Origin of the sequence: Streptomyces albidicamelliae (assembly GCF_025642175.1) — a bacterium.
In the GTDB taxonomy this organism is placed as follows: domain Bacteria; phylum Actinomycetota; class Actinomycetes; order Streptomycetales; family Streptomycetaceae; genus Streptomyces; species Streptomyces albidocamelliae.
Map to the genome: position 1 here is coordinate 2,393,512 of NZ_CP106795.1, position 22,888 is coordinate 2,416,399.

The 22,888-nt window shown below is 70.9% G+C and carries 17 protein-coding genes and 1 tRNA gene; 13 read left to right on the plus strand and 5 right to left on the minus strand.

The window, feature by feature from the left end; all coding sequences use genetic code 11:
- Window positions 1-12: 12 nt before the first annotated feature.
- Window positions 13-147, minus strand: a complete 135-nt coding sequence (locus tag N8I86_RS11150; protein ID WP_107423677.1) for an SPW_0924 family protein — start codon at window positions 145-147, stop codon at window positions 13-15.
- A gap of 172 nt (window positions 148-319) precedes the next feature.
- Window positions 320-2,098 carry a lytic transglycosylase domain-containing protein gene (locus tag N8I86_RS11155; protein WP_263277692.1) on the minus strand — a complete coding sequence of 593 codons (1,779 nt, stop codon included), beginning with the start codon at window positions 2,096-2,098 and terminating at the stop codon, window positions 320-322.
- 320 nt (window positions 2,099-2,418) lie between these two features.
- Here N8I86_RS11155 and N8I86_RS11160 point away from each other — a divergent pair, with 320 nt between their 5' ends.
- Window positions 2,419-3,297 (plus strand): DUF4184 family protein, encoded by an 879-nt coding sequence (locus tag N8I86_RS11160; protein WP_073892721.1) that lies wholly within the window; start codon window positions 2,419-2,421, stop codon window positions 3,295-3,297.
- 884 nt (window positions 3,298-4,181) lie between these two features.
- Here the strand turns inward: N8I86_RS11160 and polA are convergent.
- On the minus strand, window positions 4,182-6,908 hold the full coding sequence (polA, locus tag N8I86_RS11165; protein ID WP_073892725.1) for a DNA polymerase I: 2,727 nt from the start codon (window positions 6,906-6,908) through the stop codon (window positions 4,182-4,184).
- A 179-nt stretch (window positions 6,909-7,087) separates the two neighbouring features.
- Here polA and N8I86_RS11170 point away from each other — a divergent pair, with 179 nt between their 5' ends.
- The 9 genes from N8I86_RS11170 (at window position 7,088) to N8I86_RS11210 (ending at window position 17,502) form a co-directional block, all read left to right on the plus strand.
- Window positions 7,088-9,412, plus strand: coding sequence for an FdhF/YdeP family oxidoreductase (locus N8I86_RS11170; protein WP_263277693.1), 2,325 nt, complete (start codon window positions 7,088-7,090; stop codon window positions 9,410-9,412).
- Window positions 9,413-9,459: 47 nt separating this feature from the next.
- Window positions 9,460-9,951 carry a hotdog fold thioesterase gene (locus N8I86_RS11175; protein WP_263277694.1) on the plus strand — a complete coding sequence of 164 codons (492 nt, stop codon included), beginning with the start codon at window positions 9,460-9,462 and terminating at the stop codon, window positions 9,949-9,951.
- 438 nt (window positions 9,952-10,389) lie between these two features.
- Entirely contained in the window at window positions 10,390-10,827 is a 438-nt protein-coding gene (locus N8I86_RS11180; protein ID WP_263277695.1) for a hypothetical protein, read from the plus strand.
- Window positions 10,824-11,459, plus strand: coding sequence for a Tat pathway signal sequence domain protein (locus tag N8I86_RS11185; RefSeq protein ID WP_263277696.1), 636 nt, complete (start codon window positions 10,824-10,826; stop codon window positions 11,457-11,459). The genes N8I86_RS11180 and N8I86_RS11185 overlap by 4 nt, the downstream gene beginning before the upstream one ends.
- Window positions 11,460-11,763: 304 nt before the next feature.
- Entirely contained in the window at window positions 11,764-12,999 is a 1,236-nt protein-coding gene (locus tag N8I86_RS11190; protein WP_073892733.1) for a branched-chain amino acid ABC transporter substrate-binding protein, read from the plus strand.
- Window positions 13,000-13,110: 111 nt separating this feature from the next.
- Window positions 13,111-14,043, plus strand: a complete 933-nt coding sequence (locus N8I86_RS11195) for a branched-chain amino acid ABC transporter permease (protein ID WP_073892735.1) — start codon at window positions 13,111-13,113, stop codon at window positions 14,041-14,043.
- Between the two features lie 5 nt (window positions 14,044-14,048).
- The gene (locus tag N8I86_RS11200) at window positions 14,049-15,872 is read left to right on the plus strand and encodes a branched-chain amino acid ABC transporter permease (protein WP_263277697.1); all 1,824 of its coding nucleotides are present in this window, start codon (window positions 14,049-14,051) and stop codon (window positions 15,870-15,872) included.
- A 5-nt stretch (window positions 15,873-15,877) separates the two neighbouring features.
- Window positions 15,878-16,789, plus strand: coding sequence for an ABC transporter ATP-binding protein (locus N8I86_RS11205; RefSeq protein ID WP_263277698.1), 912 nt, complete (start codon window positions 15,878-15,880; stop codon window positions 16,787-16,789).
- The gene (locus N8I86_RS11210) at window positions 16,786-17,502 is read left to right on the plus strand and encodes an ABC transporter ATP-binding protein (protein WP_073892741.1); all 717 of its coding nucleotides are present in this window, start codon (window positions 16,786-16,788) and stop codon (window positions 17,500-17,502) included. Before N8I86_RS11205 ends, N8I86_RS11210 begins: the two co-directional genes overlap by 4 nt.
- A 94-nt stretch (window positions 17,503-17,596) precedes the next feature.
- On the opposite strand, the gene N8I86_RS11215 is transcribed toward N8I86_RS11210, so the two are convergent.
- A complete protein-coding gene (locus N8I86_RS11215; RefSeq protein WP_073892743.1) occupies window positions 17,597-18,253 on the minus strand; it encodes an ANTAR domain-containing response regulator in 657 nt (218 codons plus the stop codon).
- A gap of 103 nt (window positions 18,254-18,356) precedes the next feature.
- On the opposite strand from N8I86_RS11215, the gene N8I86_RS11220 reads away from it, so the two are divergent.
- Both N8I86_RS11220 and N8I86_RS11225 read left to right on the plus strand, forming a co-directional pair.
- Window positions 18,357-18,429: transfer RNA gene (locus N8I86_RS11220), tRNA-Leu, on the plus strand.
- Between the two features lie 105 nt (window positions 18,430-18,534).
- Window positions 18,535-19,302 (plus strand): transposase, encoded by a 768-nt coding sequence (locus tag N8I86_RS11225; RefSeq protein ID WP_263277699.1) that lies wholly within the window; start codon window positions 18,535-18,537, stop codon window positions 19,300-19,302.
- An 8-nt stretch (window positions 19,303-19,310) separates the two neighbouring features.
- Here N8I86_RS11225 and pyk read toward each other — a convergent pair whose 3' ends face one another.
- The gene (gene pyk, locus N8I86_RS11230) at window positions 19,311-20,747 is read right to left on the minus strand and encodes a pyruvate kinase (protein ID WP_073892747.1); all 1,437 of its coding nucleotides are present in this window, start codon (window positions 20,745-20,747) and stop codon (window positions 19,311-19,313) included.
- Window positions 20,748-20,996: 249 nt separating this feature from the next.
- On the opposite strand from pyk, the gene N8I86_RS11235 reads away from it, so the two are divergent.
- On the plus strand, window positions 20,997-22,802 hold the full coding sequence (locus tag N8I86_RS11235; RefSeq protein WP_263277700.1) for a bifunctional metallophosphatase/5'-nucleotidase: 1,806 nt from the start codon (window positions 20,997-20,999) through the stop codon (window positions 22,800-22,802).
- Window positions 22,803-22,888 lie beyond the last annotated feature (86 nt).

Genomic DNA, 22,888 nt, shown 5'->3' on the forward strand with positions numbered 1-22,888 from the left:
GGACGGGCGCGGCTACGGGTGCGCGGGCACCGTCGTCAGCAGCGGTTTGGGTGACGTGCCGCCCGTCGGTGCGCCCGTCGCGCTGATCGTGAGGACCAGGGCGAGCGCGAGGACGAGACCGGTCGCGGCGGCTGCGAGGGCGCGCATGCGGGGCCTCCCGGCGGACGGCGGTGACCTGACTGGTCCCTGATGGATCGTCAGGTGAGGTCAGGTTCGGCACCGTAGCAACGGCCGGGCGAGATGAGAACAGCGGTGCACGCACGAACGAGGGCGCCCTCCCCGCCGGAGCGGGGAGGGCGCCCTGTCGTCGTGTACGTCCTCAGCCGGAGGCGGACGGGCTCGGGGTGGCGCTCGGGGTCGTGCCCGGGTCGCCGGAGGAGTCCGCGGCCGGCGCGACCTTCAGCTCGACGGTGAGCGTCGCACCGCCCGCGGTGGTGACGCGGAGCAGGTAGGTGCCGGTGGTGTCGTCCGCGTACAGCTTGGGCAGGGTGAGCAGGCCCTTGCCGTCCGTCCGGAGGCCGGTGAGGGTGCGTACGGGCTTGCCGTCGGCGTCCTTGAAGTACGGGCCCTTGTCGTTCTCGGTGGCGTCGGTGTCGGACTTGATCAGGGTGGCGGTGGCCGCGACCTTGTCCGCGACGGCACCCTTGAACGTCGCCTTCAGCTGGACCTGGTCGGCGAACTCGCCGCCCGGGGTGCAGGTGAGCGGGGTGTCGCCGGTGCGGGCGAGGGTGTCGGCGGTGCGCTCGGTGACGGTGGCGGTGTAGTCGACGCCCTTGACCGGGCGGCCCACGACGGTCGCGGTGATCTTGAAGGTGCCGGTCTTCTCGCCTGCCTGGAGCGCCGGGGCGTGCGCGGTGCCCTTGGCGTCCGTGGCGACGGCGGCGACCCGCTCGCCGCCGACGAAGGTGGCGTCGGTGTCCCCGGTGATGGTGAACCGGACCCTGACCTTGCCGACGGTCTTGCCGGCCTTGGTCTCGGCGCGGGTGCCGATGCGCTCGGCGAAGGCGTCTCCGGCCGTCGCGGTGAGCTTGGCCGTGCCCGCGTCCTCCAGGTGGTCCACCGTGTCGGTGGGGGTCTGCGGGGGCGTCGGCGGCACGGGCGGCTTCGGCGGGGCGGGCGGCTTCGGGCTCTCGCCGCCGCCGGGCTCGCGCGGCTCGTCCGGCTTCCCGTCCGGCTTCTCGTGCGGCTTCCGGTGCGGCTTGCCGGAGGGCGGGTCCGAGGGCTTCGGGGAGGTGCCGTGGTGCGGGGTGCTGTCGTCGCTGCGGTGCTCCGGCACCGGGCCGGTCCCGTCGGGCACGGTGTGGGTGCCCTTGCGGTAGTAATCCACCCAGTTCAGGACGAGGTTCAGGTAGTCCTGGGAGTTGTTGTAGCTGAGGATCGCGCTGTGCAGGCCGGCCGTGGACGACATGTCCCAGTCGTTGCGGCACAGGTAGTGCCCGGCGGCGAGAGCGGCGTCGTAGATGTTGTTGGGGTCCGACTTGCCGTCGTCGTTGCCGTCGCGGCCGGCCCAGGCCCAGGTCGACGGGATGAACTGCATGGGGCCGACGGCCTGGTCGTACCGGCTGTTGCCGTCGTACGCGCCGTGGTCGGTGTCCGGGATGAGGGCGAAGCCGTTGCCGTCGAGCTGGGGGCCGAGGATCCGGCCCAGCGTGGTGCCGTTCGCGTCGACCCGGCCGCCGCGTGCCTGGCCCGACTCGACCTTGCCGATCGCGGCGAGCAACTGCCAGGGCAGGTTGCAGCCGGGCTTGGAGGCGCGGAGTTCGGCCTCGGCCCGCTTGTAGGCGTCGAGGACGGTCGCGGGGATGCCTGCCTCGGAGCCGCCCCTGACGACAGGGGTGCCGATGCTCGACGAGGGGCTGGGCTCGGGGCTGTTCAGCGGCGGCAGGTCCGTGTAGTAGGGGGAGCTGCCGGTGGCGTCACCGCTGGAGTCGGTGGTCAGGTCGGGTGCGGCGGTGGCGGCGCCGGCCGCGGTCTGTCTGCCGTGGTCCTCGCCGGTCGCTCCGGGAGCCTGGGACGCGGACAGAGCCGCTACCGCCGCCGCGGCCACGGCGGTGGTCGCCGCCCCCTTGCGCAGCCGACTGCCGAAATGCGCCGCCATAGAGTGAACCCCTCCCGTGGACGCCGCTGCGTCCGTCTCCGTCTGTCTGCCTCGCTCTGGTGTGACGGTTGACCCGGTGCTGTGGTTGCCCCTGTGCCGCCTTTGCCTTGGTGCGATGTGTGTTCGACCGTGCGCGTGGCACGGCGGACCCAGGTGACCCTACGACAACTTGCTTTGACGGGGCAGCGGTTCGCGCCCGATTTTCACCGGTTGGCCAACTGCCGTTGTCGTACGGGCGCCCCGGAGGGGGTCACGCATACTGGACGGAACGTGATCACCGGCTGCGGTGCCACGGCCGACGACCGTTCGAGGGGGCCCCGTTGCCGTTCACGCTCAGCCACGCGGCGGCCGTGCTGCCCGCTCTGCGCCGGGACGGCGGCGGGCGGGCCGGGCTGGTGCCGGCGGTGCTCGTCGCGGGTTCCTTCGCGCCGGACCTGACCTACTACACGGCGGGCGTCCTGCCGGGCGCCATGGAATTCGGCGTGGTCACGCACGGGTTCGCCGGGGTCGTCACGGTCGATGTGCTCATCGCGTGGGCCCTGGTGGGGTTGTGGCTGCTCGTCCGGGAGCCGCTGGTCGCGCTGCTGCCCCGGGCGTGGCAGGCCCGGCCGGCCGCCGTGCTGCGCTGCGGGGCGCCCCGCGCGCGGGTGCGGGCCGCCGTTGTGGGCCGGTGGTACGGCTCGGCGGTGCTGGGTGCGCTGACCCATGTGGTGTGGGACGCGTTCACGCATCACGACCGGTGGGGGACGCGGCTGATTCCGGCCATCGGGCGGGACCGTCCGGCGGGCCTGCCGCTGTTCTCGTGGCTGCAGTACGGCTCGTCCGTGGCCGGGGCCGTGGTGATCGCGGTCGTGCTGGTACGGGCGCTGCGGCGGGCGCCGCGGTCCGGGCCCGCCGGGGTGCCGGTGCTGTCCGTGCGCGACCGGTGGTGGGCGCTGGCGGTGCTCGGCGGCTGCGCGCTGGCCGGGGCGGTGCAGCGGGTCGCGCGGTTCGAGGAGCTGCGGGGTGGGCCGCCGCGGGCGTGGGACCTGGTGCCCACCCTCTGTTTCGGGGTGGGCGCCGGTTCGCTGCTCGGTGTGCTGCTGTACGCGGTCGCGGTCAGGGTGTGGCGTCCGTGCCGGGTTCCGGACGGTCCTGTGGGGGCCGGGAGCCCCGCTGGGACGGTCGGGTCCGGCCGGGGGCGGCCGGTCTCTCGGTGAGGGACGCGACGAAGACGGTGAGGGTGGGCCGGGGCCGTGACCTCGGGAGCGCGGTGAGCGCGAGCGCGAGATAGCCGCGGGTCAGGTCGGCCCACTGGCGCCAGTCCGGGACGGGGCCCCTGCGGGCGGTCAGGCCGGCGAGCCCGCGTCTGACGCGGTTCGCGGCCCTGCGTACGGTCATGGCCGGGTCGGCCGGGATGCGGGCGGTGCTTGCGTCGGCCGCGAGGGCCGGGACCGGCGAGGCGGGCATGGCCTGCGCCGAGGCGGTGACCGCCCAGGCCCGGGTGACTGCCTCGGGCGTCCGGCGGTGAAGCATGCGTATACCCATGCCCGCAGTTTTGCGGCTGCGGAGGCCGGGGGGCGTTTTGGCGGGGGCCACGTGAGTGACGGCCCCTCCGGGGGTTCGGCCGACGGGTGTAGCGGCACCGGATCGTATGACCGCTGGTGAGGACGGGGTCCGAGGGCGCCGTGGGCTCCACACCCTCTCGGCCCCTACGCGACCTCGCGCGACCGGCGAGGGGTCTCGCCGATGCGCCCGGTGAGGCATGCCCGCCGGCCGGGGGCGCCGCAGTCGTGGCGCCCCCGGCCGGCGGGCATCGTGAGACGCCGCCGCTCCGCCGGTGCGGGGGCGCCACCCGCCCACGGAACCCGGGTCAGGGCACTCCGGCCGCGGTGCCCCCTGCTGAAGCGCCGCGGGCTAGGGCCTGTCGTTCGGATCAGGCCGGCCTGGCTCACGGTGCCTTGTCGGCCGACCCGAGCGGGGCGTGGTGCGTGCAGCTGCAAGGCGGAGGAGGGCGGCGACGCGGAGCGTCGACAACCGACGACAACGCCGCAGATGCGCGTGCCACGCCCCGCGACCGCCGGCATGATCCAAACGACAGGCCCTAGTGCGCTGCCGACTCCCAGTCCGGGCCCACGCCGACCGAGACGTCCAGAGGGGCTCGGAGCTGGACGGCGGCGGCCATCTCGCGGCGGACGATCTCCTCCGCGGCCGCACGCTCGCCGGGGGCGATCTCCAGGACGATTTCGTCGTGGACCTGGAGGAGCATGCGGGACTTGAGCTCCGCCGCCCGCAGCGCGCTGTCCACCTTGAGCATGGCGATCTTGACGATGTCCGCCGCCGTGCCCTGGATGGGCGCGTTGAGGGCCATCCGCTCGGCCGCCTCACGGCGCTGCCGGTTGTCGCTGTTGAGGTCCGGCAGATAGCGGCGGCGACCGAAGATCGTCGCCGTGTAGCCCGTCGCCCGGGCCTCGTCGACCGCCCGGCGCAGGTAGTCCCGGACCCCGCCGAAGCGCTCGAAGTAGGCGTCCATCAGGGCGCGCGCCTCGGCCGCCTCGATGTTCAGCTGCTGGGACAGGCCGAACGCGGACAGGCCGTAGGCCAGCCCGTACGACATCGCCTTGATCTTCCGCCGCATCTCGGCGTCGACCGCGGCGGGCTCGACGCCGAACACCTGGGAGGCGGCCGTGGTGTGCAGGTCCTCGCCGGAGGTGAACGCCCGGATCAGGCCCTCGTCCTCGGAGAGGTGGGCCATCACCCGCAGCTCGATCTGGCTGTAGTCGGCGGTCATCAGGGACTCGAAGCCCTCGCCGACGACGAAGCCGCGGCGGATCGCGCGGCCCTCGTCCGTGCGGACCGGGATGTTCTGCAGGTTCGGGTCCGTGGAGGAGAGACGGCCGGTCGCGGCGACCGTCTGGTTGAAGGTGGTGTGGATACGGCCGTCGCCCGCGATGGTCTTGATCAGGCCCTCGACGGTGACGCGCAGCTTCGCCTGCTCCCGGTGCCGCAGCATGATCACCGGAAGCTCGTTGTCGGTCTGGGTCGCGAGCCAGGCCAGGGCGTCGGCGTCGGTCGTGTAGCCGGTCTTGGTCTTCTTCGTCTTCGGCAGGGCCAGCTCGCCGAAGAGGACCTCCTGGAGCTGCTTGGGCGAGCCCAGGTTGAACTCGTGTCCGGCGGCCGCGTGGGCCTCCTTCACGGCCTGCTGCACCGCGCCGGCGAACATCTGCTCCATAGCCTCGAGGTGTGTGCGGTCGGCCGCGATGCCGTGCCGCTCCATGCGGGCGAGCAGGGCGGAGGTGGGCAGCTCCATGTCCCGGAGCAGGTCGGCGGCGCCGACCTCGGGCAGCCGGGCCTCGAAGGCCTCGCCCAGGTCCAGGACCGCGCGGGCCTGGACCATCAGGGCCTCGGCCTCGGCGCTCTCGTCCGCCCCGAAGGCCAGCTGGCCGTCGGCCGCGGCGGCCGGGACCAGCTCGCGGTGCAGGTACTCCAGGGACAGCGCGTCCAGGTCGAAGGAGCGGCGGCCCGGCTTGACCAGGTAGGCGGCGAGTGCGGTGTCCATGCGGACGCCGTCGATGCTCCAGCCGTGCTCGGCGAAGACGCGCATGGCGCCCTTGGCGTCGTGGAACACCTTGGGGCGGCCGGCGTCGGCCAGCCAGGCCGTGAGCGCGTTCTCGTCGGCCTCGTCCAGCTCCGTGGGGTCGAACCAGGCGGCCGCTCCCCCGGGTGCGGCGAGGGCGACCTCGGCGACCGAGCCGGTGCCCAGCGCCCAGGTGCCGACGGTGGCGACGCCCAGGGTCTGCCCGCCGTGCTCGGCCAGCCAGGGGGCCAGCTCGCCGGTGCGCAGGATCGTGCCGTCGAGTTCCACGCCCTCCGTGGCGATCGGGGTGGTCTCGGCCTCCTCGGCGCCGGGGTCGACGGCGAAGAGCCGCTCGCGCAGGGACGGATTGCGGATCTCCAGGGTGTCCAGGATCATCGCGACGGCCTTGCGGTCGTACGGGGTCCGCTCCAGGTCCGTGACGGGCCTCGGCAGCTCGACCCGGCGCTCCAGCTCGGTGAGCAGGCGGTTGAGCTTGACGGCCTCCAGGTGGTCGCGGAGGTTCTGCCCGGCCTTGCCCTTGACCTCCTCGACGCGCTCGACCAGATCGGCGAAGGACCCGAACTGGTTGATCCACTTGGCGGCGGTCTTCTCGCCGACGCCGGGGATGCCGGGGAGGTTGTCGGACGGGTCGCCGCGCAGGGCCGCGAAGTCCGGGTACTGGGCGGGCGTCAATCCGTACTTCTCGAAAACCTTCTCCGGGGTGAACCGGGTCAGCTCCGAGACGCCCTTCGTGGGGTACAGCACGGTGGTGTGCTCGGTGACCAGCTGGAAGGAGTCTCGGTCGCCGGTGACGATCAGCACCTCGAAGCCCTCGGCCTCGGCCTGGGTGGCGAGCGTGGCGATGACGTCGTCCGCCTCGAAGCCGTCGACCGCGAAGCGCGGCGCGTGCATCGCGTCGAGCAGCTCGCCGATCAGCTCGACCTGGCCCTTGAACTCGTCCGGGGTCTTCGACCGGTTCGCCTTGTACTCCGTGAACCGCTCGGAGCGCCACGTCTTGCGCGAGACGTCGAAGGCCACCGCGAAGTGCGTGGGCGCCTCGTCACGCAGGGTGTTGGCCAGCATCGACGCGAAGCCGTAGATGGCGTTCGTCGGCTGGCCGGTCGCGGTGGTGAAATTCTCCGCGGGCAGCGCGAAGAACGCGCGATAGGCCAGCGAGTGCCCGTCCATGAGCATCAGCCGTGGACGGGTGCCGCCGGGGGTCTTGTCGGTCTTCTTCGATGCTGTCTCTGCCACGTCCCCGATCCTGCCACGCCGCACTGACACTCCGGGCGGGGCGGTTGCGCGGGCCGCCGTCGGTGGCCGGGCCGTCACCCGCGGTGGTTCCCGTCCGCGCGGGGGGCGGCGGCCCTGTCGGAGGCGCGTGGGAGGATCGTCGCCGTACTTCTCACACGCTGTCGAAGGGGGAGCGGGCGATGGCGACGAAGCCGCCCAAGGGTGATCCGGTTCAGGACGCGCCGCAGGTCGCGGAGCCGAAGCACGCGGCCGCGGGCCTGCCCGCCATCGGACACACGCTGCGCATCGCCCAGCAGCAGATGGGTGTGCGGCGCACCGCGCTGACGCTGCTGCGCGTGAACCAGAAGGACGGCTTCGACTGCCCGGGATGCGCCTGGCCCGAGCCGGACCACCGGCACAAGGCGGAGTTCTGCGAGAACGGCGCGAAGGCGGTCGCCGAGGAGGCCACGCTGCGCCGGGTCACCCCGGAGTTCTTCGCCGCCCACCCGGTGGCGGACCTGGCCGGCCGCAGCGGTTACTGGCTGGGGCAGCAGGGACGGCTCACCCACCCGATGTACCTGCCCGAGGGCGGGGAGCACTACGAGCCGGTGGGCTGGGAGCGTGCCTTCGACATCATCGCCGAGGAGATCGCGGCGCTGGACTCCCCCGACGAGGCCGTCTTCTACACCTCGGGCCGCACCAGCAACGAGGCGGCGTTCCTGTACCAGCTCTTCGCGCGCGAGCTGGGCACGAACAATCTGCCGGACTGCTCGAACATGTGCCACGAGTCGTCGGGGTCGGCGCTGTCCGAGACCATCGGCATCGGCAAGGGCAGCGTCCTGCTGGAGGACTTGCACCGGGCCGACCTGATCATCGTCGCCGGGCAGAACCCGGGCACGAACCACCCCCGCATGCTGACCGCGCTGGAGCGGGCCAAGGCCGGCGGCGCGAGGATCATCAGCGTGAACCCGCTGCCCGAGGCGGGTCTGGAGCGGTTCAAGAACCCGCAGACCCCCAAGGGCATGCTCAAGGGCGCCGCGCTGACCGATCTGTTCCTGCAGATCCGCATCGGCGGTGACCAGGCCCTCTTCCGCCTGCTGAACAAGCTGGTCCTGGAGACGGACGGCGCGGTGGACGAGGCGTTCGTCCGCGAGCACACCCACGGGTTCGAGGAGTTCGCCGCGGCCGCCCGTGCCGCCGACTGGGAGGAGACGCTCGCCGCGACGGGGCTGTCCCGGGCGGAGATCGAGGAAGCCCTGCGCATGGTGCTCGCCTCGAAGCGGACCATCGTCTGCTGGGCGATGGGCCTCACCCAGCACAAGCACTCCGTGCCGACCATCCGCGAGGTGGTCAACTTCCTGCTGCTGCGGGGCAACATCGGGCGTCCGGGCGCGGGGGTGTGCCCGGTGCGCGGGCACAGCAACGTGCAGGGCGACCGGACGATGGGCATCTTCGAGCGGCCCGCGCCGGCCTTCCTGGACGCGCTGGAGAAGGAGTTCGGCTTCGCGCCGCCGCGCGAGCACGGCTTCGACGTCGTCCGGGCCATCCGGGCGCTGCGCGACGGGGAGGCGAAGGTGTTCTTCGCCATGGGCGGCAACTTCGTCTCCGCCTCCCCCGACACCGAGGTGACCGAGGCGGCGATGCGGCGCGCGCGGCTGACGGTGCACGTGTCGACCAAGCTGAACCGCTCGCACGTCGTCACGGGCGCGCGGGCGCTGATCCTGCCGACGCTGGGCCGCACGGAGCGCGATGTCCAGAGCGGCGGCGAGCAGTTCGTGACGGTCGAGGACTCCATGGGCATGGTGCACGCCTCGCGCGGGCGGCTCGCGCCCGCGGGTCCGGGGCTGCTGTCGGAGCCGGCGATCGTGTGCCGGATGGCGCGCCGGGTGCTCGGTGAGGCCAGCGTCGTGCCGTGGGCGGAGTTCGAGGAGGACTACGCGGCGATCCGTGACCGCATTGCGCGCGTGGTCCCCGGGTTCCAGGACTTCAACGCGCGCGTGGCCCGGCCGGGCGGCTTCACTCTGCCGCACGCCCCGCGCGACGAGCGCCGTTTCCCGACCGCCACGGGCAAGGCGAACTTCACGGCGGCGCCGGTGGAGTACCCCGAGCTGCCCGAGGGCCGGCTGCTGCTGCAGACCCTGCGGTCGCACGACCAGTACAACACCACGATCTACGGGCTCGACGACCGCTACCGGGGCATCACGGGCGGGCGCCGGGTGGTGCTGGTGAACCCCGAGGACGCGCGGCGGCTGGGGGTCGCCGAGGGGGCGTACGTGGATCTGGTGGGCGAGTGGCGGGACGGTGTGGAGCGGCGGGCGCCCGGTTTCCGTGTCGTCCTCTACCCGACGGCCCGGGGCTGTGCGGCGGCCTACTACCCCGAGACCAACGTGCTGGTGCCGCTGGACGCCACCGCCGACACCAGCAACACCCCGGCCAGCAAGTCCGTCGTCGTACGGCTGGAGCACCCCACGCCGGACCTCGCGGACCGCGCGGGAAGGCGTCTGGAACAATCGGCGACCGACTGAGCGTTTGCTCAGCCAGAGACAGGTGTACGACGAACGGAGCCGGGCCGATGGGTGAGCAGCAGCGAGTGAAGTTCCCGCAGGAGATCATCGACGAGTACGCGGCGCTCGGCGTGGACCTGCCCGCCCTGTTCTCTGCCGGTCACCTGGGCACGCGGATGGGTGTGCAGATCCTGGAGGCCGGCCCGGAGAAGGTCGTCGGGACGATGCCGGTGGAGGGCAACACCCAGCCGTACGGCCTGCTGCACGGTGGCGCCTCCGCGGTGCTGGCGGAGACCCTGGGCTCGGTCGGTTCGATGCTGCACGGCGGCAGCTCGAAGATCGCGGTGGGCGTGGACCTGAACTGCACCCACCACCGCGGTGTCCGTTCGGGCCTGGTGACCGGCGTGGCCACGCCCGTGCACCGGGGGCGTTCGACGGCGACGTACGAGGTCGTGATCAGCGACGAGGAGGGGCGCCGGGTCTGCACGGCCCGCCTGACCTGCCTCCTGCGGGACGTGAAGCAGGGCGACGCGCCCGCCCCCCGCCCCACCGCCGACTGACCGCCCCCTGCCCCACAGCCGCCCCCGGCACCACCGCGGCCGTGGGGCGGCAGGCACCCCTCCGCCTCCCGCGCGCCCGCCGCGCGACACCCCGCCCGCGCCGCCGACCGGCCGACGCCCGGCCGGGAGCGGCTCCCGCCTCCCAAGCGGCCCCCGCCCACCCCTGCGAGGCACAGGACACCCCCACCGGCCGAGTGACCGGCCTCCCGGGTGGGATCGCCCCCCACCCCCTGGCAGCCGCCCCCCGGCCGCATGCCCCCACCGAACGCGCACGGGCGAGCACCCCGGCGGCTCCCGCCGCGTGTACCGGGTCGCCCAGGCACCACACCCCGGGCTGTCGCGTACCCGCCCCGGCCACGAGGCGCCAAGCCCTCCGGGAGCCGCCGGGCCTCGGCAGGGCCGTTGCCCCTCCCCGCTCCTCCCCCTTAGCTTCGGCACATGGGACGGCGAGGAGGCCTCCGTGCGGGGGCGGGGTTCCTGGTGCTCGGGCCGGCGATCTCGGCGCTGCTCGTGGTGACCGGCTGCGACCGGTCCGGCGGCGCGCCGCACACCGCGCCCGCCCCCACCCCCGTCCCGGCGGCATCCGGCTCCGCGGCACCGGGCCCGGCGTCGGCGGCCTCCGACGCCGGGCTGTGCTCCCGGCTCGTCGCGCACTGGTCGCGCCGGGTGCTCGACAGCGGCACCTACGGCGATTACCAGTCGATGGGCCTGTCCAACGGGCAGTACGAGATCCTCCGGGACGTCGTGGACGCGGCACGGGCCGCGCAACAGAGCCAAGGCGACACGCGAGTCGACAAGTTGATAGATCGTCAGGCGCGCCGGGCGTGCACCGAGCGCTACCGTGACGGGACCCCGAGCGGAGGCCCCTGGCAGTGAGCGGCATCGGCCCCCTGGAGCCCGGCGAAGGCACCACCGCCCAGGACAACTCGTACACCGTGCACCTGCGTTCGCCCGGCCGGAGGCGCGCCGCGCTCGCCGTCCGGTACGCCCGCCACCGGCGGCTGACCCTCTGCCTCGCCGCGCTGGCCGTCCTCCTGGCGGGCGGCGGATACCTCTACGGCACCCGGCCGCGGCAACCGCACCCGGCCCCAACTCCCCGGCCTTCGCCAGCGCCTTACCCCGCACAGGTGGTGGACGTGACCTACCTGGAGGACCTGCCCGCCGCGGCCGGCGCCCCGCCGCGCAGCTTCCGCTTCGGGGTGCTGGTGGGCGTGGATTCCGGGCCGCCTGTCACCGTCACCCGGGTGACCCAGCCGTACGCGGGGCTGACGCTGTCGACGGACCCCGCGGCACCCTTCCGGACAAGAGCGGGTTCGGCCCGCATGATCACCATAACGATGCACGTGACCGAATGCGGAAAAGTCCCCAAGGACGCCGGGATGCCTTTCCTGGACGTAACTCTGCGTAATACGCGTGCAATACAAAACCACAGTTTCATCCTCGGTCCGCGCTACGCGCAGCACCTCTCGCAGGCTCTGAAAGTCGCCTGCAGCAACAGTGTTGAGTAATCACCAAAACCCCCGAGACGCCTGAACGGATCTCGATCGGTCCTGCGGGTTCTCACAATGTGGACGGGGCGAAACGGCCGGAATTCCGCCGTTCCCCCCACCGGGTACCGCTCTGCATTACCTCGTGTCATAACAAGAGCGTCACAGCCTTGGTCAGACTCTCCTCCACGTTGTCCACACACGCTTAGAGTCACGGCCAGTCACCGCGCCGCCGGATTCTCCACTCCGGCCCGTCACTCTTCGGCCAGGCGCGCGGCTCGACCGCCTCCACGGGGATGCGGTCGTTCAGCGGAAAGGACTGATCGTGCGTCAACGTTCGCTCATCGCCATCACCGCCGCCCTGGCGGCGGGAGCACTCACCCTCACCGCCTGCGGCTCGCGCGACAGCGGCGACAAGGGCTCGGACTCCAACGGCGGCGGCACCACCGTCGTCATCGGCGTCGACGCCCCGCTGACCGGCGACCTGTCCGCTCTCGGCCTGGGCATCAGGAACTCGGTGGACCTCGCGGCCAAGCAGGCCAACAAGAAGAACTACGTCAAGGGCGTCACCTTCAAGATCGAGGCGGCGGACGACCAGGCGCAGCCCTCTTCCGGCCAGTCGAACGCCACCAAGTTCGTCGGCGAGAAGGACGTCCTCGGTGTCGTCGGCCCGCTGAACTCCTCCGTCGCCCAGTCGATGCAGAAGGTCTTCGACGACGCGAAGCTGGTCGAGGTCTCCCCGGCCAACACCAACCCCGCGCTGACCCAGGGTGACGACTGGCAGAAGTCGAAGACCCGCGCGTACAAGTCGTACTTCCGCACCGCGACCACGGACGCCATCCAGGGCCCGTTCGCCGCGCAGTACGTCTACAACAAGGCCAAGAAGAAGAAGGCCTTCATCATCGACGACAAGAAGACGTACGGCGCCGGCCTCGCCGCGACGTTCAGCGACGAGTTCAAGAAGCTCGGCGGCAAGATCGTCGGCACCGAGCACATCAACCCCGACACCAAGGACTTCTCCGCGGTCGCCACCAAGGTGAAGAACTCCGGTGCCCAGGTGGTGTACTACGGCGGCGAGTACCCGCAGGCCGGCCCGCTCAGCAAGCAGATCAAGGCCGCCGGTGCCAAGATCCCGCTGGTCGGCGGCGACGGCATCTACGCCGACGACTTCATCAAGCTGGCCGGCGCCTCCGGCACCGGTGACCTCGCCACCTCGGTCGGCGCGCCGGTCGAGACGCTGCCGTCCGCCAAGGAGTTCGTCGCCAACTACAAGGCGGGGGGCTACAAGGAGGCGTACGCGGCCTACGGCGGCTACTCCTACGACTCCGCCTGGTCGATCATCGAGGCCGTCAAGAAGGTCGTCGACGACAACGGCGGCAAGCTGCCGGACGACGCCCGCGCGAAGGTCACCGAGGCCATGCAGAACGTCTCCTTCGACGGTGTGACCGGCAAGGTCTCCTTCGACGAGTACGGTGACGCGACCAACAAGCAGCTCACCGTCTACTCCGTCACGGGCGGCGCCTGGAAGGCCGTGGAGTCCGGCACCTACAACGGCAGCTGACCCACAACCCGCATCACCTGAGCCGCGCGGGGCGCTGTTCCACTGGCGCCCCGCGCGGACTCGCATCCGGCCTCATCCGTCGAACTTTCCGAACGTCTCGGAGGACTTGCGGTGAACGAACTGCCGCAGCAGCTGGTCAACGGCCTGCTACTTGGATCCATGTACGGGCTGGTCGCCATCGGCTACACCATGGTCTACGGCATCGTCCAGCTCATCAACTTCGCCCACGGCGAGATCTTCATGACCGGCGCGTTCGGCGCGCTCACGGTCTACGCGTACATCCTGCCCGACGGCACCTCGATGTGGGTGGCCCTGCCACTGATGCTCATCGGCGCCATCCTGGTGGCCGTCACCGTCGCCGTCGGAGCGGAACGATTCGCCTACCGCCCCCTGCGCACCGCCCCGCGACTCGCGCCCCTCATCACCGCCATCGGCCTCTCCCTGGCCCTCCAGCAGGCGGTGTGGGCCTGGTACCCGGGCGCCAAGAGCGCCCGCACCTTCCCGAGCATCCCGGGCGGCCCCTTCGAGATCGGTAATGTCACCATCCAGACCGGTGATGTCTTCCTGGTCGCCGCCGCTCCCCTCAGCATGGCCTTCCTCGCCTACTTCGTGATGCGCACCCGCACCGGACGCGGCATGCAGGCCACCGCCCAGGACCCGGACACCGCGAAGCTGATGGGCGTCAACACCGACCGCATCATCGTGATCGCGTTCGCCCTCGGCGCCGCCTTCGCCGCCGTCGGATCGGTCGCCTACGGCCTGAAGTACGGTCAGATCGACTTCCGCATGGGCTTCATCCTCGGCCTGAAGGCCTTCACCGCGGCCGTCCTCGGCGGCATCGGCAACATCTACGGCGCCATGCTCGGCGGCCTCGTCCTCGGTGTCGCCGAGGCACTGTCCACCGCCTACATCGCGGACATCCCCGGCATGGACAAGTTCGGCAGCCAGTCCTGGGCAGACGTCTGGGCGTTCGTACTCCTCATCCTCGTGCTCCTGTTCAGGCCACAGGGCCTGCTCGGTGAGCGCGTCGCGGACAGGGCGTGACACCGATGACCACACAGACCACCGCAGCAGAGACGCCCAGCACCCCCACGGCCGCCCAGGCCGGCCTGATCGGTCTGCCCGCGCCGCTCGGACGCGCCCTCGCCACCGGCGGCGGCGTCCTGACGATCGTCTCCACCTTCCTCGCCTGGACCTGGACCGCCGAATTCCCCGGCGACCTCACGGTCTACGGCTACCCGGGCGGCCTGCAGGTCCTCGTCCTGATCGGCGGCGTCCTCACCACCCTCTTCGGCGTCGCCTCCTACGGCGTCAAGGGACTGGGCTGGCTCACCCCCGGCAGCGCCGACAGCGCCCTGAAGACGGCCGCGCTCGGCACGTTCGCCACCGCCTGGTACACCGTCATCGCCATCAGCGCCAAGCTGGGCGGCCTGGTGAACCTGGAGCCCGGCGGTTACGTCGTCGCCGTCGCCACCCTCGCCGCCCTGCTCGGCGCGCTGGCCCTGCCGTTCGAGCGCCCGGAGCCCGAGCCCTTCGACCCGGACGACACCGGCCGCGAGCGGTTCCGCCACCAGAGCCGCCAGAAGTGGAACAACGTCAAGGCCGCGTTCGCCTCCGAGGCCCCGGCCCCGGCCCGCACGCTGCCGGCCTACGCCGAGATCCTCGTGATCGCGGCCGCCATGGCCCTCGGCCTGATCGTCTTCACCTACGGCATCGGCACCGAGTACGACCAGCTGTTCATCGGCTTCCTCCTCACCGCCGGCTTCGGCTTCGGCGCGCTCGCCAAGGCCGGGCTCGTGGCCCGGGTCTCGGCGATCACCGCCCGCCACCGCAACATCACCATGGCCGGCGCCTTCGCCGCCGCGGCCGCCTTCCCGCTCACCCAGTCCAACGACCAGTACGCGACGATCGGCGTCTACATCCTGATCTTCGCCACCGTCGCCCTCGGCCTGAACATCGTCGTCGGCCTCGCCGGCCTCCTCGACCTCGGTTACGTCGCCTTCCTCGGTGTCGGCGCCTACACCGCGGCCCTGGTCTCCGGCTCCCCGTCCTCGCCCCTGCACGTGCAGTGGCCCTTCTGGGCCTCCGCCCTGCTCGGCGCGGCCGTCGCCATGGTCTTCGGTGTCCTCATCGGCGCCCCGACCCTGCGACTGCGCGGCGACTACCTCGCCATCGTGACCCTCGGCTTCGGTGAGATCTTCCGCATCACCGTCCTCAACATGGACGGCACCTCCGGCCCGGACGTCACCAACGGCTCCAACGGCATCTCCTCGATCCCGAACCTGAACATCCTGGGCTTCGACTTCGGCCAGGAGCACCAGCTCCTCGGCGCCACCGTCGGCCGGTTCGCGAACTACTTCCTGCTGATGCTGCTCATCACGTTCATCGTGGTCGTGGTCTTCCGGCGCAGCAGCGACTCCCGCATCGGCCGCGCCTGGATCGCCATCCGCGAGGACGAGACCGCGGCGCTCGCCATGGGCATCAACGGCTTCCGGGTCAAGCTCATCGCCTTCGCCCTCGGTGCCTGCCTCGCCGGCCTGGCCGGCTCCGTCCAGGCCCACGTCACCTACACGGTCACCCCGGAGCAGTACCAGTTCGCGCACGTCGTGCCGCCCAACTCGGCCTTCCTGCTGGCCGCGGTGGTCCTCGGCGGCATGGGCACCATCGCCGGTCCGCTGGTCGGCGCCGCGCTGCTGTACCTGATCCCGGCCAAGCTCCAGTTCCTGGGCGACTACCAGCTCTTCGCCTTCGGCGTCGCGCTCGTACTGCTGATGCGCTTCCGTCCGGAGGGCCTCATCCCCAACCGGCGTCGGCAGCTCGAGTTCCACGAGGAGACCGAAGCGCCCGCCGTCCTCAGCAAGGCAGGGGCCTGACCACGATGACTACCGACACCACCACCAAGGCCGCCGCCCCCGGCGCCTCCACCCCCGGCGAGGTCGTCCTCGACGCACGCGGCGTCACCATGCGGTTCGGCGGCCTGACGGCCGTACGGAACGTCGACCTCACCGTCAACAGCGGCGAGATCGTCGGTCTGATCGGCCCCAACGGCGCCGGCAAGACGACCTTCTTCAACTGCCTGACCGGCCTCTACATCCCCACCGAGGGCGAGGTCCGCTACAAGGGCGGCGTACTGCCGCCGAAGTCCTTCAAGGTCACCGCGGCCGGCATCGCCCGCACCTTCCAGAACATCCGCCTGTTCGCCAACATGACGGTCCTGGAGAACGTGCTCGTCGGCCGGCACACCCGCACCAAGGAGGGCCTGTGGTCCGCGCTGCTGCGCGGACCGGGCTTCCACCGCGCGGAGAAGGCCTCCCGCGAGCGCGCCATGGAACTGCTGGCGTTCGTGGGGCTGGACAAGAAGGCCGAGCACCTGGCCCGCAACCTCCCCTACGGAGAGCAGCGCAAGCTGGAGATCGCCCGCGCCCTCGCCAGCGAGCCGGGCCTGCTGCTCCTCGACGAGCCGACGGCCGGCATGAACCCGCAGGAGACCCGGGCCACCGAGGAACTGGTCTTCGCCATCCGGGACATGGGCATCGCCGTCCTCGTCATCGAGCACGACATGCGCTTCATCATGAACCTGTGCGACCGGGTGGCCGTGCTCGTGCAGGGCGAGAAGCTGATCGAGGGCGACAGCGCGACCGTCCAGGGCGACGAGCGGGTGATCGCCGCCTACCTGGGCGAGCCCTTCGAGAACGCGCCCGGCGACGACGAGGTCGCCGAGGTCGAGGCTGCCGAGGCGCAGGCCGAGACCACGACGGACGCCGCGCCCGGCAAGGAGAACGACCGATGACCGCACTGCTCGAAGTCGAGGACCTGCGGGTCGCCTACGGCAAGATCGAAGCCGTCAAGGGCATCTCGTTCAAGGTCGAGGCCGGCCAGGTGGTCACCCTGATCGGCACCAACGGCGCCGGCAAGACCACCACCCTGCGCACGCTGTCCGGTCTGCTCAAGCCGGTCGGCGGCCAGATCAAGTTCAACGGCAAGTCGCTGAAGAAGGTCCCGGCCCACCAGGTGGTCTCGCTGGGCCTCGCCCACTCCCCCGAGGGGCGGCACATCTTCCCGCGCATGACCATCGAGGACAACCTGCGCCTCGGTGCGTTCCTGCGCAACGACAGGCCGGGCATCGAGAAGGACATCCAGCGCGCCTACGACCTGTTCCCCATCCTCGGGGAGCGCAGGAAGCAGGCGGCCGGCACCCTCTCGGGCGGTGAGCAGCAGATGCTGGCGATGGGCAGGGCGCTGATGTCCCAGCCCAAGCTGCTGATGCTGGACGAGCCGTCCATGGGACTGTCGCCGATCATGATGCAGAAGATCATGGCGACGATCGCCGAGCTGAAGTCCCAGGGCACCACGATCCTGCTGGTCGAGCAGAACGCCCAGGCGGCGCTCTCGCTCGCCGACCGGGGTCACGTCATGGAGGTCGGCAGCATCGTCCTGTCCGGCACGGGCCGGGACCTGCTCCACGACGAGTCGGTGCGCAAGGCCTACCTCGGCGAGGACTAGGCGCTTTCGCCGGCCCGCCGTGACCGGTCACGCCACATTGCCCGCGCCCCTTTTCGAGGGGGCGCGGGCAATGTCGTGTGCGCGGGGGCGGACGTCAGCCGTTCTTCGCGGCCTTCTTCTCCTCGTTGTCCGCGATGACGGCCTCGGCGACCTGCTGCATCGACATCCGGCGGTCCATGGACGTCTTCTGGATCCAGCGGAAGGCGGCCGGCTCGGTCAGGCCGTACTCGCTCTGCAGGACGGACTTCGCGCGGTCGACCAGCTTGCGGGTCTCCAGCCGCAAGGTGAGGTCCGCGACCTCCTGCTCCAGCTGCTTCAGCTCGGTGAAGCGGGAGACGGCCATCTCGATGGCCGGCACGACGTCGCTCTTGCTGAACGGCTTGACCAGGTACGCCATCGCGCCGGCGTCGCGGGCCCGCTCGACGAGGTCGCGCTGCGAGAAGGCGGTGAGCATCAGGACCGGTGCGATGGACTCCTCGGCGATCTTCTCGGCCGCGGAGATGCCGTCCAGCTTGGGCATCTTCACGTCCAGGATGACCAGGTCCGGCTTGTGCTCGCGGGCCAGCTCCACGGCCTGCTCACCGTCGCCCGCCTCACCGACGACGGTGTACCCCTCCTCCTCCAGCATCTCTTTCAGATCGAGCCGGATCAGGGCCTCGTCCTCGGCGATGACGACTCGGGTCGTCAGCGGAGGCACGTGCGACTTGTCGTCGTCGGGCGCGTCCACGGGCTGGGGCGACTCGGGGGTCACGGGGGCTCCTCGTTCAGGGCAGGGGCACTGCTGACAAGAGCCTACCTAGCTGCGGTAAGGTGGGGGCACGGCGGGGTTACCGTCGGCCTTTGTTTTACAGGAAGCCCCGGTAGCCCAGCGGTAGAGGCACGGTGCTCAAACCACCGACAGCGTGGGTTCGAATCCCACCCGGGGCACTTTTCCTAAGATTCCAAGGTCGCGCCACAATGCGGATGTCCACGTTCTCGTGAACATCCGCTTTTTGCTACTCGCGGCGAAATCCTGTGCCCCAAATTGGTCGCATGTACGACCTCAGCACACGCAAGCGGGCACTCGCGCTGGTGGCTCAGGGGCGAAGCCTGAACTCCGTCAGCAAGGAGATCGGCGTCTCCCGACACGCGATCACCTGCTGGCTGGGCCGAGTGGAACCACTCCCCCGAACACCGCCCTGCATTCGGTGCCGAGACGCACCGGGAACCCCGGAAGACCGCCCGGCCTACGCGTACCTGCTGGGCCTCTATCTGGGCGACGGCCATGTCGTCTCCAAGCCAAGGCAGCACTACCTCGCGATCACATGCACCGCCTCGTGGCCTGGCCTGGTCGATGCCGCCGAGGACGCCATGCGCCGGGTCCTGCCCGGACCGGGTGTCAGTCGCACCGCACGTGCAGGCTGCGTCGACGTCAGGTCCTTCACCAAGCACTGGTGCTGCCTGCTGCCCCAGCATGGCCCCGGTAAGAAGCACGAGCGGGCGATCGTCCTAGAGCCCTGGCAGCGGGTCGTCGTCGACGCCCACCCCTGGGAGTTCGTCCGCGGCCTCGTTCACTCCGACGGGTGCCGGATCACCAACTGGACGACGCGTGTGGTGTCCGGGGAGCGGAAGCGGTACGAGTATCCGCGCTACTTCTTCACCAACAGGTCGGACGACATCCGGGGCCTGTACACCGACACCCTCGACAAGCTCGGCGTCGAGTGGACGCACTGCACCCGCGGCGGTGTCCCCTACAACATCTCGGTCGCCAGACAGGCTTCCGTGGCGCTCATGGACGCCCACGTCGGCCCCAAGCGCTGAGAAGGGCGTTACTTCGGGCTGTCGTCCTCGCCGATGTGGTGGACTCGGACCATGTTGGTGGCGCCGGGGACGCCGGGCGGGGAACCGGCGGTGATCACCACGGTGTCGCCCTTCCGGCAGCGGCCGTACCTGAGGAGCAGGTCGTCCACCTGGTCGACCATCGCGTCCGTGGAGTCCGCGTGCGGGCCGAGGAAGGTCTCGGCGCCCCAGGTGAGGCTGAGCTGGGAGCGGGTGGCCGGCTCGGGGGTGAAGGCGAGCAGCGGGATCGGCGAGCGGTAGCGGGAGAGCCGGCGGGCCGTGTCGCCCGACTGGGTGAACGCCACCAGGAACTTCGCGCCGAGGAAGTCGCCCATCTCGGCGGCGGCCCGGGCGACCGCGCCGCCCTGGGTGCGCGGCTTGTTCCGTTCGTTCAGCGGCGGCAGGCCCTTGGCCAGCATGTCCTCCTCGGCCGCGGCGACGATCTTCGCCATGGTGCGCACGGTCTCGACGGGGTACTTGCCGACGCTGGTCTCGCCGGAGAGCATCACCGCGTCCGTGCCGTCGAGGACGGCGTTGGCCACGTCGGACGCCTCGGCGCGGGTCGGCCGGGAGTTGTCGATCATCGAGTCGAGCATCTGGGTGGCGACGATGACCGGCTTGGCGTTGCGCTTGGCGAGTTTGACGGCGCGCTTCTGGACGATCGGCACCTGTTCCAGGGGCATCTCCACGCCGAGGTCGCCGCGCGCGACCATCAGGCCGTCGAAGGCGGCGACGATGCCGTCGAGGTTGTCGACCGCCTGGGGCTTCTCGATCTTGGCGATCACCGGGAGGCGCCGTCCCTGCTCGGCCATGATGCGGTGCACGGCCCGGACGTCGTCGCCGCTGCGGACGAAGGAGAGGGCGACGACGTCGAAGCCGGTGCGCAGCGCCCAGCGCAGGTCGTCCTCGTCCTTCTCGGAGAGGGCGGGGACGGAGACGGCGACGCCGGGGAGGTTGAGGCCCTTGTGGTCGGAGATCATTCCGCCCTCGACCACGCGGGTGTGCACGCGGGGGCCGTCGACCGCGGTGACCTCCAGGCAGACCTTGCCGTCGTCCACGAGGACGCGTTCGCCGGGGGTGACGTCGGCGGCGAGGCCGGCGTAGGTGGTGCCGCACCGGTGCCGGTCGCCCTGGACGCCGTCCTCCACGGTGATGGTGAAGGTGTCGCCGCGTTCAAGGAGTACGGGTCCTTCGGCGAAGCGGCCGAGCCGGATCTTCGGGCCTTGAAGGTCCGCGAGGAGTCCGACGCTGCGGCCGGTCTCGTCGGCCGCCTTGCGCACGCGCTGGTAGCGCTCTTCGTGGTCGACGTACGTGCCGTGGCTGAGGTTGAAGCGGGCGACGTCCATTCCGGCCTCGACCAGTGCTTTGATCTGGTCGTACGAGTCGGTGGCGGGACCCAGGGTACAGACGATCTTTGCTCGGCGCATGGTTCGAGCCTAGGCCTTACCCGCGGGTAGAGAATCTGGGCCGCATGACTACTCAACCACCTTTGCGTGAAGCCTTATTGACAAGTGTTGAATTGTGCGGCGACCCGCTCCTATGAGCGAATTCCTGACGCGCCGGCCAGGAGTTCGGGGAAGAGGTCACCAGATCGCAACCTCCCGGACCTGTTGCGCCACGTCATGCCCAGGTCAGAATCTACGCGCGTTGTCCACCGTTCGCCGAGGAGCCGAGAGATGCCGTTGAACCGCCGGAAGTTCCTGAAGAAGTCCGCCGCCACCGGAGCGGGAGTGGCGATCGCCGGTGCGGCGGCGGCTCCGGCGGCCGAGGCGGCCGAGCAGAAGAAGCCCGGTCACCCGGTGAAGCGGTACTCCCTGACCGTGATGGGCACGACCGACCTGCACGGGCACGTCTTCAACTGGGACTACTTCAAGGACGCGGAGTACTCCGACAAGGCCGGCAACGCCATGGGCCTGTCCCGGATCTCCACCCTGGTCGACCAGGTGCGCGCGGAGAAGGGCCACTGCAACACGCTGCTGCTGGACGCCGGTGACACCATCCAGGGCACCCCGCTGACGTACTACTACGCCAAGGTCGACCCGATCACCGCCAAGGGCGGCCCCGTGCACCCGATGGCGCAGGCCATGAACGCGATCGGGTACGACGCCGCCGCGCTCGGCAACCACGAGTTCAACTACGGCATCGAGACCCTGCGCCGCTTCGAGGAGCAGCTCGACTTCCCGCTCCTCGGCGCCAACGCGGTCGACGCCAAGACGCTCAAGCCGGCCTTCCCGCCGTACTTCGTCAAGACGTTCCACGTGCCGGGCGCCAAGCCGGTCAAGGTCGCCGTCCTCGGTCTGACCAACCCGGGCATCGCCATCTGGGACAAGGCCTACGTCCAGGGCAAGCTGAAGTTCGAGGGCCTGGAGGAGCAGGCCGCGAAGTGGGTGCCGAAGCTGAAGGCGCTGGGCGCGGACGTGGTCGTCGTCTCCGCGCACTCGGGCACGTCGGGCACGTCGTCGTACGGCGACCAGGTGCCGTACGTGGAGAACGCGGCCGCCAACGTGGCCAAGCAGGTGCCGGGCATCGACGCGATCCTGGTCGGCCACGCGCACCTGGAGATCCCGGAGCTGAAGGTCGTCAACGAGAAGACCGGCCGGACCGTCGTGCTGTCCGAGCCGCTGTGCTACGCCGAGCGGCTCACCCTCTTCGACATCGAGCTGGTGTTCAGCAAGGGCAGGTGGGAGGTCGAGTCGGTCTCCGCGTCGCTGCGCAACTCCAACTCGGTCGCGGACGACCCGAAGATCACCAAGCTGCTCACCGACGAGCACGCCAAGGTCGTCGCGTACGTGAACCAGGTCGTGGGCCGGGCGACCGAGACGCTGACCACGGTCGACGCCCGCTACAAGGACGCCCCGATCATCGACCTGATCACCAAGGTCCAGGAGGACGTGGTCAAGGCCGCGCTCAAGGGCACCGAGTACGCCTCGCTGCCGGTGATCGCCCAGGCCTCGCCGTTCTCCCGTACCTCGGAGATCCCCGCGGGCAACGTGACCATCCGGGACCTGTCGAGCCTGTACGTGTACGACAACACGCTGGTGGCGAAGCTGATGACGGGCGCTCAGGTGCGCGCCTACCTGGAGTACTCCGCGGAGTACTTCGTCCAGACCGCCGCCGGCGCGGCCGTCGACGTGGAGAAGCTGACCAACGCCGGCGGCCGTCCGGACTACAACTACGACTACGTCTCGGGACTGGCGTACGACATCGACGTCGCCCAGCCGGCCGGTTCGCGGATCAAGAACCTGACCTTCGGCGGGGCCGCGCTGGACGACGCCCAGCAGTTCGTGCTCGCGGTGAACAACTACCGGGCCAACGGCGGCGGCGCCTTCCCGCACGTGGCCACGGCGAAGGAGCTGTGGTCGGAGTCGACGGAGATCCGCACCCGGATCGCGGAGTGGGTCACCGCCAAGGGTGTGCTGGACCCGAAGGACTTCGCCTCGGTGGACTGGAAGCTGACGCGCGACGGCACGCCGATGTTCTAGCGTCTCCTCGATGACGGGCCGACGGCGTCGGCGCTCGCCTGCGCGAGTGCCGGCGCCGTTCGCGTGCCGCGTGCTCCGCACCGCGT